The sequence below is a fragment of the Paracoccus methylarcula genome, assembly GCF_003007735.2.
Taxonomy (GTDB): domain Bacteria; phylum Pseudomonadota; class Alphaproteobacteria; order Rhodobacterales; family Rhodobacteraceae; genus Paracoccus; species Paracoccus methylarcula.
This window is the reverse complement of sequence record NZ_PXNQ02000005.1, coordinates 288860-300031: the sequence shown is the minus strand read 5'-3', so window position 1 is coordinate 300031 and position 11172 is coordinate 288860. Positions and strand designations below refer to the sequence as shown.

Genomic DNA, 11172 nt, shown 5'->3' with positions numbered 1-11172 from the left:
GCGGAAATTTTCACAGAAGCGCCATATTTTCATTAACACACTGATTTAACCTATTTCTTTTGCCACCCCCCTCGGCTTTGCCCGTCCAATGGGGCGTGGAATCGCGACTCGCAAGCCCAGAAGCGTGAGAATCACGACCAACCAGAACCCGGGCGTGACCGGGAATGTCTTGAGCGCCCAGATCCAGTGCAGCGCAACCAGCGGCGCGGCAATATAGACCAGCTTGTGCAGCTTTCTCCACGCCTGCCCGCCCATGCGCCGGATCGACAGGTTGTTCGAGGTGATCGCCAGCGGCAGCAACAGCAGCAAGGCCGACATCCCGAAGAGCAGGTAGGGCCGCTTGACCACATCCTTCACCATCTGCGACCACAGGAACGCCATGTCCATCGTCACCCAGCTGAGCACATGCAGCCCAGCATAGGTGAAACATAGCAGCCCAAGCGCCCGGCGAAATTTCATCAGGCTGATTCCCGCGATTCGCAAAAGCGGCGTCACCGCAAGGCTCGCGATCAGGAAATACAGCGCGGTGCGGCCCAACCTGTGTTCGACATCGCGGACCGGTTCGACCCCGAGCCCCCCGGTGAAGATGTCCCAGATCAGCAATCCCAGGGGAAGCAGGCCACCCAGCCATACCGCCCAGACCGGCAGGCGGCGCAGCATATCGTTCAATTGTCGTTTCATCAGTAGTTCTTCGTCAGGTCCATCCCGGCATAGAGCGAAGCCACCTGTTCGCCATAACCGTTGAATTTCAGCGTCTCCTGCCGTCCGCCGAACAGGCCCGAACCGATTTTCCGTTCAGTCGCCTGAGACCAGCGGGGATGATCCACCTCGGGGTTCACATTGGCGTAGAAGCCGTATTCCGACGGGGCCGTATCCTGCCATGTCGCGAATGGCTGCTTGTCGGTCAGTGTGATCCTCACGATCGACTTGATCGACTTGAACCCGTATTTCCACGGCACGACTAGCCGGATCGGTGCGCCGTTCTGATTGGGCAGCGGATCGGAATAAAGGCCGGTCGCCAGGATCGTCAGCGGATGCATCGCCTCGTCCAGCCGCAGTCCTTCACGATAAGGCCAGTTGAGAATCGGATAGCTCTGCCCGCGCATCTCTTCGGGGCGCATCAGGGTCTCGAAGGCCACGAACCTGGCCGAAGGCTGCACGCCGACCTTGTTCAACACCGAGGCCAGCGGCACGCCGATCCAGGGAATCACCATCGACCAGGCCTCAACGCAGCGCAGCCGGTAGATCCGCTCCTCCAGCGCGCTGTCGGGGGCGAGTTCCTCGACACCGTAACTGCCGGGGCGCTCGACCAACCCGTCGATTTCGACCGACCACGGATCGACCGTCATCGCACCGGCGTAACGGGCCGGATCCTCTTTCCCGGTGCCGAATTCATAGAAATTGTTGTAATTGGTGACCTCCTCGAAGCTGTTCGGCTTCTCATCCGTGGATAGCGGCGAGGGCTTGCCGGTCAGCGCCACGGCCGGCGAGGCGGTGAGCGCGGCCCCCGCGGCGATGAAGCTGCGCCGGTTCAGCCAATCAGCCTTGGGGGTAACATCAGACCAGTTAAGTTTCATATTCTCTCTCCGATATGTCTTGCTCGGCCGGGCTTGCTGACCCATCATCGCATAGTCACGCTGATGGAGGCCGATATGCGCATCACAATCGCTTTACTCTTCGTATGGGCGGGGCTGGGCGTTACAGCCAACGCCGATGACATCCCGGTGATCCCGCCGGTGACCCATGAAGTCGAGGCTGAATTCGACGATATCGCCTTTGGCGTCGAGAATGCGATCATCAATGCCGGGCTGGTGATCGAAACCCGTAGCCACGTGGGCGAGATGCTGGCCCGCACCAAGGAGGATGTCGGCGGCAAGAAGGATATCTATACCCATGCCGAGATATTCACATTCTGCTCGGCCACGGTCTCGCGGCAGGTGATGGAAGCCGACCCGATGAATATCCAGTCCTGCCCCTATTCGATCTTCCTGTTCGAGACGCCGGATGCGCCGGGCAGGATAACGGTCGGCCATCCCAGCTATGGCGGATCGATGGCACCCGCACAGGACTTGCTGGACGGTATCCTGGCCGATGCCTTGATGCTGGATTAGGCCGATAACTGAAGATCTGATGTTGGGATTTCTCGTTCGGTTGACCTTGCTGCTGCTTCCGGCATCTGCTCTTGCCGAAGAATGCGTCGTCCTGGTGCACGGGCTCGCCCGAACCGAGGCGTCACTGGCGGTGATGGAACATGTGCTGGAGCGCGAGGGATACCGGGTCGTCAGCGCAAGCTATCCCTCGACCGATCAACCGATCGAAAACCTCCTGTCTCATGTCAGCGATGCGGTTGCCGGATGCGATGGCAAGAGGTTCCATTTCGTCACCCATTCCATGGGGGGAATACTGGTGCGCGGCTGGTTGCGCGACAATCGCCCCAATGAGCTGGGCAGGACCGTGATGCTGGCTCCCCCCAATCACGGGTCGGAGGTGACGGATGATTACGGCGATCTCGCGATCTACGAATATCTGAACGGCCCTGCGGGGATGCAGCTTGGCACCGATGCCGAAAGCCTCCCGAACCGCTTGCCCAGGGCCGATTTCGAGCTGGGGATCATTGCCGGCGACCGGAGCGTGAACCCGATCCTGTCAACCAGCTTCGACGGGCCCAATGACGGCAAGGTCTCGGTCGAAAGCACGAAGCTTGACGGGATGGCTGATCATCTCGTGGTGCATGCGACCCATACATTCATGATGAATAACCCGATGGTCATCGCCCAGACCCTGACCTTCCTGCGCGAAGGACGTTTCGATCATGACATGACGCTTACCGAAGCGATCACGGCGATATTCCCGGAATAAGCTTACTCGCTGGAAATCTCGCCCAGAAATGCCTCTCCGAAACGCTCCAGCCGCACCGAATCCAGATGCCGTGCAAGGGCCGCCGGATCCGTGGGGCGCGCCTCGGCAATGCGACGGATCTGGGCGGTCGAGCATGACAGCGGCTTTTCCATGCCGTCCTCTCCGCGCATCAGGCGGTTCTGCACCCCTATCAGGCGGTCGAACAGATCTCCTGCGGGACGTCCTGCCAATGCGCGGCGATGGGGATGCATCTCGGGCTGATCCCCGGCGATGACCGACAGGAAATCGCGGCCATAGCTTTCCAGCTTCTTCGCCCCGACACCGTTCACCTGCGCCATCTCGTCCAGGTTCTGCGGGCGCCGTTCGGCCATCTCGATCAGTGTCCGGTCGGGAAAGATGACATAGGCGGGAACACGGGCGGCCTCGGCCAGCGCCCGGCGCTTGGCCTTGAGCGCGGATAGCAAGGGTTCGTCCTCTTCAGCGACCTGCGTGCGCAGAACCGTGCTGCCCTTGGCCCGCAAGGTCGTGTCGTGGCGCAAGGTGACGCTTTCCTCACCTCGCAGGACTGGATGGGCAGCGTCGGTCAGATGCAGCGCGCCATGGCGCTCGGGATCGGGGCGGCACAGGTCCAGCCCCATCATCTGCCGGAAAATCGCTTGCCATTGTCCGCGGCTGTGATCGCGCCCGACCCCGAAAGTCGGCAACTGGTCATGACCTCGTCCCCGGATCTTTTCGGTCGCGTTCCCCGTCAGGATGTCGATCAGATGCCCGGCGCCGAACCATTCGCCGGTCCGCAGCATCGCCGACAGCGCCTTGCGCACCGATTGAGTTCCGTCGAACAGCTTGGGCGGAGTTTCGCATAAATCGCAATTGCCGCAATCCTCGGCCAGTTCCTCGCCGAAATAGGCCAGCAACCGCTTGCGCCGGCAGCCGGTCGCCTCGGCCAGACCCAGAAGCGCGTTCAGCCGGGTGTGATCGGCGGTCTTGCGGACGGATTCGGCCAGGCCCTCGTCCACCTGCATGCGGCGCAGGCGGATATCGTCGGGACCATAAAGCGTCAGCGTATCGGCCGGATCGCCGTCGCGCCCCGCCCTCCCGATCTCCTGGTAATAGGCCTCGATGCTTTTCGGCAGATCGGCATGCAGCACCCAACGGATATCCGGCTTGTCGATCCCCATGCCGAAGGCCACGGTCGCCACGACGATCAGCCCGTCCTCGCGCTGGAACCTGCCCTCGACCTCGCGGCGGGGCCCGGCCTCCATGCCGCCATGATAGGCAACGGCGCTGTGCCCCGCCTCGTTCAGCGCGGCAGCCAGGGTCTCGGTCCGGGCACGGCTGGCGCAATAGACAATACCGGATTGTCCCCGCCGGGCCCCAACGAAAGTCAGGACCTGCTTGCGCGGGCTGTCCTTGGGCTGAAAGGCCAGCCGGATATTGGGACGATCGAAGCCGCGCAGGAAACTGGTCGGCTGCTGGCCGTCGAACAGGCGGTTGACGATCTCGGCCCGCGTCTCGGCATCGGCGGTGGCGGTGAAGGCGGCCAGGGGCACATCCAGCACCCGCTTCAACTCCCCGATGCGCAGGTAATCGGGGCGGAAATCATGGCCCCATTGGCTGACACAATGCGCCTCGTCCACGGCAATCGCCGTAACGCCCGCCCGGCGCAGCAGGTTCATCGTCCCGCCCGAGGCCAGACGCTCGGGCGCCATGTAGAGGATCTTCAGCCCGCCCTGCCCCAGCGCCTGGAACACCGCGTCAGTCTCTTCCTGCGTATTGCCGCTGGTCAGCGCCCCCGCCGCAACCCCGGCCTCGCTGAGCGCCCGGACCTGGTCGCGCATCAGGGCAATGAGCGGCGAGATCACCACGGTCACGCCATCCCGCATCAGGGCGGGCAGCTGGTAGCACAGCGATTTGCCGCCCCCGGTCGGCATGATGGCCAGCACGTCATGGCCCCCGGCCACGGCCTCGACGATCTCGCGCTGGCCGGGGCGGAAGCCGTCAAAGCCCCAAACCTGTCGCAGAAGATCGGTCGGCATCACATTCCGTAAAAGAAGCCCGCGTTATTGGCCAATGCGCGCTGAAGGATGATGATGATGACGAATAGCACCAGCGGTGCCAGATCCAACCCGCCGGTATTGGGCAGAATATTGCGGATCGGGCGATAGACCGGCTCCAGCAATCGGGACAGCCCGTCCCAGATCGACGCGACCAGGGGTTGGCGCAGGTTCAGCACCTGGAAATTGATCAGCCACGACATGATGATATGGACGATCATCACGAACCACACCACTTGCAGGATCAGTTGCAAGGCTTCGTACAGCGTTCCCATCTTCCCCTCTTCGTCGCGATTGCGCCCTGTATGACCTTGCGAGCGCCCGCACGCAAGCCGGTTGCCGCAGCGTCTTGCTTGACGCTGGCGCGGGCAGGGGCCACCCCTGTCCGGAACCAGACATGGGGTGGCCGATGTATCCGCTGATCCGCTTTGCCAAGGAAATGTTGAAATATCGTAACGCGCCCGCCCTGGGGCCGCTCGATCCGCATATCTCGACGCATATCTGCTGGCCATGGGATCTGGATCCGTGGATCGAGCTGAACAATGGCCGGACGCTGACGCTGTATGATCTGGGCCGGATCCCGCTGGCCATGCGCAGCGGGCTGATCCCGATCCTGAAGCAGAAGGGCTGGGGCATCACCGTGGCCGGAAATTCGACCCGCTACCGCCGCCGTATCCGCATGTTCGACCGCTTCACCATGATTTCACGGATGATCGGTTGGGATCATCGCTTCATCTACATGGATCAATCCATGTGGAAGGGCGGCGAATGCTGCAACCAGGTCCTGATCCGTTCCGCCGTCACGTCAGCCAAGGGGATCGTGCCACCATCCGAAGTCGTCGCCGCGCTTGGCCATCCTCCGGAAAGCCCGGAACTGCCTGCCTGGGTAAAGGCCTGGATCGAGGCCGATACGGCAAGGCCATGGCCGCCCGAATTACCCGAAGAGACGAAACGGCACTTGTCAGGCTGACGGGCCTCGGGCCTTATAGGCGCGCATAAGGAAAGAGGGGCAGCACATGAACCGCAAGCGCATCTGGGGCTGGTGGTTTTTCGATTGGGCCAGCCAACCTTATCACACGCTGCTGGTGACATTCATCTTCTCGATCTATTTCGCCGAGATCGCCAAGCGCCATTTCATCACCCTCGGAGACAGCGCGACACTCGCGGGCGCGCATGCGCAGACCCTGTGGGGTTACGGCCTCTCGATCACCGGCGTGGTGATCGCCGTGCTTGCGCCCATCCTCGGAGCGATCGCCGATACATCCGGCAAGCGGATGCCTTGGATATGGCTCTTCTCGACCTTCTATGTCGTCGGCGCGGCCGGTTTGTGGTATCTGATGCCCGAGCAACCTGCGCTGATCCGCGCGGTCACGCTGTTCGGCATCGGCATGATCGGGGTCGAATTCGCCACCATCTTCACCAATGCCCTGCTTCCCGGCCTCGCCCCGCGCGACGAGATCGGCAGGCTATCCGGATCGGGATTCGCCTTCGGCTATCTGGGCGGCGTGGTCTCGCTGGCGGTGATGCTGGCGCTCTTCGCGGAAACTCCAAGCGGCAAGACGCTGGCGGGGCTGGAACCGCTCTTCGGCCTCGATCCGGCGCAGCGCGAAGGCACGCGCTTTGTCGGTCCTTTCACCGCGCTCTGGTATATCCTTTTCATGATCCCCTTCTTCCTTTGGGTCAAGGAGCCGCCCGGCCCCCGCCACCCGATCCGCATCGGATACGCCCTCCGCGATCTCTGGGCACTGATCCGCAGCCTGCGCCACCGGCGCAGCCTCGCAAGCTGGCTGGTCTCGTCGATGCTGTCACGTGATGCGCTGAACGCGCTTTACGGATTCGGCGGGGTCTATGCGGGCACGGTGCTGGGCTGGCCGGTAGTCCTGGCCGGAGTATTCGGGGTCGTCAGCGCAGTTTCAGCCTCTGTCATCAGTTGGCTGGGCGGCCGGGCCGACCGTCGATGGGGCCCGAAACCCGTCATTATCGGCTGCACGCTGATACTGATGGGCGTCTGTGTCACCGTGGTCGGCATGGATCGCGAGACCCTGTTCGGCATGCCCGTTCCCGACACGCCTTTGATCGCGAATTTGCGCCTGCCCGACGTGATCTTCTTTGCCTGCGGGGCCCTGATCGGCGGGGCGGGCGGGGCACTTCAGGCCGCCAGCCGCACCTTGATGGTGCGCCACACGAGCGAGGAGCGCGCGACCGAAGGCTTTGGTCTTTATGCGTTATCGGGAAAGGCCACCGCCTTTCTCGCACCCTTCTTGATCGCCACCGTCACCGGTTTGACCGGAAATCAGCGCATCGGCATCTCTCCCCTGATCTTGATGTTTCTTCTCGCGTTGGTTCTGCTAATCTGGGTCAAACCTGAAGGAGAGGCAGAGCAGTGATCCGTAAGTTTTTAACCGCAGCGGCCCTGATCGCGGGGCTGGTATCTCCCGTCTTGGCCGAACCCCTGGCCAAGGACGTGTTCGGCCATTTCAAGGGCGCATCGCAAGGTCCGGCAGTCTCGATCGGTTTCTACTCCAAAGGCTGCGGCCAGGGCTTCCAGCAACTTCCCGAAAGCGGTCCAAGCTGGCAGGCCATGCGCCTGTCGCGCAATCGCAACTGGGGACATCCGGAATTGATCAGCTTCCTGGTCGGCCTGTCGCAGGCCGCGCAACAAGCGGGTTGGAAGGGGCTTTACATCGGCGATATCAGCCAGCCGCGTGGCGGCCCCATGATCACCGGCCATGCCAGCCACCAGATCGGGCTCGACGCCGATATCTGGATGTTGCCGCCATCTTCACTGAGCCTGACGCCCGGCCAACGCGAGAACATCTCTTCGGTTTCGGTGGTTGCCAGGGGCGGCACGCAATTATCGGGCAACTGGAATCCGGGCCATATGGCGATCATGCGCGCCGCCGCCCGTGATCCCCGGGTCGAGCGCATCTTCACCGATCCCGTCGTGAAGGTCGCGATGTGCCAGATGGAGCGCGGCAATCGCAGCTGGCTACGCAAGATCCGCCCGCTGAACGGCCATGATTATCACTTCCATGTCCGGCTGTCCTGTCCCAGGGGCTCGATCTGCCGCGAGCAGGATCCGCCCCCTCCGGGCGATGGTTGCGCCGAGGCGGCGGAATGGATCAAGAACCGGATCGACCCGAGCAGCGTCAAGCCCGTGCCTCCAGATCCGAATTACCGCCATCCGCGCAGCTACCGGCTGAGCGAACTGCCCAATCAATGCCGCACAGTCGCCGCAGCACCCTGATCGCGGCCGTCACGGCGATCCTGATCACGGCCGGCGCCCCCACGCCGGCCGCGACACTGGATTATATCGGAACATATGTCTGGACCGATGACGATCCGCGCTTCGGCGGTTTTTCCGGCATCGAGATCACTGATGACGGTAACAGCTTTCACGCTGTCTCGGACCGCACCAACCTGTTCTGGGGCAGTATCGAACGCGATAATGCTGGGCGTATCCGGCACATGAACATTGCCGGCCGGGCGCATCTGAAAGCCAGCGGCGGCGAGCAGCTTGCCAAGGGATATCTGGGTGACAGCGAAGGGCTGGCGATCGGCGATGACGGCCGGATCTGGATCAGTTTCGAAGGGCTGAACCGGGTGGTCGCCTATCCCGATCCCGACGCGCCTGCCCAGCCCCTGCCGCGTCCGCCCGCGTTGCCGGAGCTCAGGCCCAATCAGGGCTTCGAATCCCTCGCGATCAATGCGGAGGGCGCATTGTACACCATCCCCGAACGCTCATCGGGACCGGACCAGCCCTTCCCGGTCTTGCGCTTTAAGAACGGTGAATGGGATCAGCCTTTCACCATTCGCCGCAGCGATCATTGGCTGCCCGTGGGCTCGGATATCGGACCGGACGGCTGGTTCTACCTGCTGGAGCGCGGCTTTCAGGGGCTCCTGGGGTTTTCGTCGCGCGTCAGCCGTTTCCACTTCGATGAAACCGGCGTCGCGGAAGAGCAGTTGCTGCTCGAAACCCGTCCGCTGCAATATGACAATCTCGAAGGTCTTTCGGTCTGGCACGACGGAGAGGGCATTCGGCTGACCATGATATCGGACGATAATTTCCTGTTCGTGCAGCGGACGGAACTGGTCGAATACCGGCTGCGCGAGTGACAGCGGATCATTGACAAGCGGCGCGCAACGGGCGTATGCGCCTTGCTGCCCCGCAACGGGGCCGAGTTGTTCCGCCACCTTGTAAAACGGAAATTCAACATGACCCGCCATCTGCCCGGCATTCTTGCCATGGCCACCATCGTCGTGGCTTCGAACATCCTCGTGCAATTCGTCATCGGCGACTGGCTGACATGGGGGGCCTTCACCTATCCGCTCGCCTTTCTCGTCACCGACGTGATGAACCGCGTCTATGGCGCGGCAGCGGCGCGGCGCGTGGTGCTGGCGGGCTTTGCGGTAGGGGTCGCCTGCTCCTTCATTGCCGCCGGGCTGGACAAGACCACCTTGCGCATCGCCATCGGCTCGGGCGCGGCCTTCCTGACCGCGCAACTGTTGGATGTCACGATCTTCGACAATCTGCGCGAGCGGCGCTGGTGGGTCGCGCCGCTGGCCTCGACACTGGTCGGGTCTGCGGTCGATACCGCCCTGTTCTTCACCATCGCCTTCGCGGCATTCCTGCCTGCCGACGCAAATACCGGATGGGCAAACGAGGCAGTGCCGATGCTGGGACTGGGGCCTGCGATCCCGCTTTGGGTCTCTCTGGCGGTTGCCGATTGGTTGGTCAAACTGGGCCTCGCCCTACTTGCCCTTGTGCCTTTCCGCATCATCGTGCGCAATTTGTTGCAAATACCCCAAGAAAATTGATTGACAGATTTTCGATCTGTGGCACCCTTTCAAATACAACGGCAACTTATTGAAAGGAGGTGGTCCAGTGTCGAGAGTGATATTGGAGAGAGGTGTCGGAACAGTCAGGGGGGCCGTGGCCTGAGGGCAGTCCCGAAGGTCGTAAACCCTGATTGGGACCGGACGGTTTTCCAACCCTAACCGGACCATCTCCGTGGAACTCGCGGGCCGTCTGATCTGGGCGGCCCGTTTCCATTTTCGGGACCGGCCGCCTCAGATCCGCTCCACCGCGATGGCAATGCCCTGACCGCCGCCGATGCACATGGTGATCAGCGCCTTTCTCCCGCCGATCCTCTCCAGTTCGTAAAGCGCCTTCACGGTCAGGATCGCGCCGGTGGCCCCGACCGGATGGCCAAGCGCGATGGCACCGCCATTGGGATTCACGCGGGCAGGGTCGAGCCCCAACCCCTTGTTCACCGCCAGAGCCTGCGCGGCAAAGGCCTCGTTCGATTCGATCACATCGAAATCATCCGCCTTCAACCCGGTACGTTGCATCAGCGCCTCGACCGCCGGGACCGGGCCGATACCCATCACTTCGGGCCGCACCCCGGCCACGGCGTAGCCCAGGATCCGGGCGCGCGGTGTCAGCCCGGCCTTTTCCGCCGCATCCGCCCGCGCCAGAACCAGCGCCGCCGCACCGTCATTGATGCCACTGGCATTGCCCGCCGTGACCGAACCGTCCTTCTGGAACACCGCTTTCAGCGCAGCCAGTTTCTCAAGGCTGGTCTCCTTGGGATGCTCGTCGGCATCGAATGCGACCACACCCTTGCGGGTCTTGATCTCGAAGGGTGCGATCTGGTCCCTGAAATGGCCCGCCGTGATCGCGGCCGCCGCCCGGCGCTGCGATTCCATGGCGAATTCGTCCTGCGCGGCGCGGCTGATGTCATGTTCGGCCGCGACGTTTTCGGCCGTCACGCCCATATGGCCGGTGCCCATCGGACAGGTCAGCGCGCCGGTCATCATGTCCAGCACCTTCTGATCGCCCATCTTGGCGCCGAAACGGGCCGAGGTCAGCGCATAGGGTGCCCGGCTCATGCTTTCGGCGCCGCCCGCCACGGCGAAATCGGCATCGCCAAGCGTCAGCACCTGCGTGGCCGAAACGATGGCCTGCGCACCCGAACCGCAAAGCCGGTTCACATTCATTGCCGGAACCGTATGCGGAATCCCGGCATCCAGCATGGCGACACGGCTGAGATACATGTCGCGCGGCTCGGTATTCAGCACGTGGCCAAAGACGACATGCCCGATCCTGTCGGGCGATACGCCACCCCGCTCCAGAGCGGTCCGGGTCACATGCGCCGCCAGATCGATTGGCGGGGTGGCCGCAAGACTGCCTCCGAAAGTGCCGATGGCGGTGCGTGCCCCGGACAGGATCACGATTTCATTTGCGGACATGGGTTCC

The 11172-nt window shown here is 62.7% G+C and carries 12 protein-coding genes; 7 read left to right on the top strand and 5 right to left on the bottom strand.

The genetic code is table 11. The annotated features are described in order from the left end of the window. Positions 1-45: 45 nt before the first annotated feature. Both msrQ and msrP read right to left on the bottom strand, forming a co-directional pair. Positions 46-681: a protein-methionine-sulfoxide reductase heme-binding subunit MsrQ gene (msrQ, locus tag A7A09_RS10400; protein ID WP_106691320.1), complete on the bottom strand. Its 636-nt coding sequence runs from the start codon at positions 679-681 to the stop codon at positions 46-48. Then, positions 681-1577: a protein-methionine-sulfoxide reductase catalytic subunit MsrP gene (gene msrP, locus A7A09_RS10395; RefSeq protein ID WP_106691319.1), complete on the bottom strand. Its 897-nt coding sequence runs from the start codon at positions 1575-1577 to the stop codon at positions 681-683. Before msrP ends, msrQ begins: the two co-directional genes overlap by 1 nt. Before the next feature lie 75 nt (positions 1578-1652). On the opposite strand from msrP, the gene A7A09_RS10390 reads away from it, so the two are divergent. Together A7A09_RS10390 and A7A09_RS10385 are read left to right on the top strand one after the other, a co-directional pair. After that, positions 1653-2111 carry a DUF302 domain-containing protein gene (locus A7A09_RS10390; RefSeq protein ID WP_106691358.1) on the top strand — a complete coding sequence of 153 codons (459 nt, stop codon included), beginning with the start codon at positions 1653-1655 and terminating at the stop codon, positions 2109-2111. 19 nt (positions 2112-2130) lie between these two features. Further along, positions 2131-2859, top strand: a complete 729-nt coding sequence (locus A7A09_RS10385; protein WP_106691318.1) for an alpha/beta fold hydrolase — start codon at positions 2131-2133, stop codon at positions 2857-2859. Between the two features lie 2 nt (positions 2860-2861). Here the strand turns inward: A7A09_RS10385 and recQ are convergent, their stop codons facing one another. Together recQ and A7A09_RS10375 are read right to left on the bottom strand one after the other, a co-directional pair. Beyond that, a complete protein-coding gene (recQ, locus tag A7A09_RS10380; RefSeq protein ID WP_106691317.1) occupies positions 2862-4895 on the bottom strand; it encodes a DNA helicase RecQ in 2034 nt (677 codons plus the stop codon). Beyond that, the gene (locus A7A09_RS10375; RefSeq protein ID WP_106691316.1) at positions 4895-5188 is read right to left on the bottom strand and encodes a YggT family protein; all 294 of its coding nucleotides are present in this window, start codon (positions 5186-5188) and stop codon (positions 4895-4897) included. Before A7A09_RS10375 ends, recQ begins: the two co-directional genes overlap by 1 nt. 134 nt (positions 5189-5322) lie before the next feature. On the opposite strand from A7A09_RS10375, the gene A7A09_RS10370 reads away from it, so the two are divergent. The 5 genes from A7A09_RS10370 to A7A09_RS10350 all read left to right on the top strand — a co-directional run bounded on the left by A7A09_RS10370 (position 5323) and on the right by A7A09_RS10350 (position 9731). Next, positions 5323-5883 carry an acyl-CoA thioesterase gene (locus A7A09_RS10370; protein ID WP_106691315.1) on the top strand — a complete coding sequence of 187 codons (561 nt, stop codon included), beginning with the start codon at positions 5323-5325 and terminating at the stop codon, positions 5881-5883. A gap of 46 nt (positions 5884-5929) precedes the next feature. After that, on the top strand, positions 5930-7300 hold the full coding sequence (locus A7A09_RS10365) for an MFS transporter (protein ID WP_106691314.1): 1371 nt from the start codon (positions 5930-5932) through the stop codon (positions 7298-7300). After that, positions 7297-8160 carry a penicillin-insensitive murein endopeptidase gene (gene mepA / locus A7A09_RS10360; RefSeq protein WP_106691313.1) on the top strand — a complete coding sequence of 288 codons (864 nt, stop codon included), beginning with the start codon at positions 7297-7299 and terminating at the stop codon, positions 8158-8160. The genes A7A09_RS10365 and mepA overlap by 4 nt, the downstream gene beginning before the upstream one ends. Next, positions 8133-9029 (top strand): esterase-like activity of phytase family protein, encoded by an 897-nt coding sequence (locus tag A7A09_RS10355; RefSeq protein ID WP_106691312.1) that lies wholly within the window; start codon positions 8133-8135, stop codon positions 9027-9029. Before mepA ends, A7A09_RS10355 begins: the two co-directional genes overlap by 28 nt. A gap of 99 nt (positions 9030-9128) precedes the next feature. Continuing rightward, the gene (locus A7A09_RS10350) at positions 9129-9731 is read left to right on the top strand and encodes a queuosine precursor transporter (RefSeq protein WP_106691311.1); all 603 of its coding nucleotides are present in this window, start codon (positions 9129-9131) and stop codon (positions 9729-9731) included. A gap of 252 nt (positions 9732-9983) precedes the next feature. On the opposite strand, the gene A7A09_RS10345 is transcribed toward A7A09_RS10350, so the two are convergent. After that, positions 9984-11165 carry an acetyl-CoA C-acyltransferase family protein gene (locus A7A09_RS10345; protein WP_106691310.1) on the bottom strand — a complete coding sequence of 394 codons (1182 nt, stop codon included), beginning with the start codon at positions 11163-11165 and terminating at the stop codon, positions 9984-9986. Positions 11166-11172: the final 7 nt, after the last annotated feature.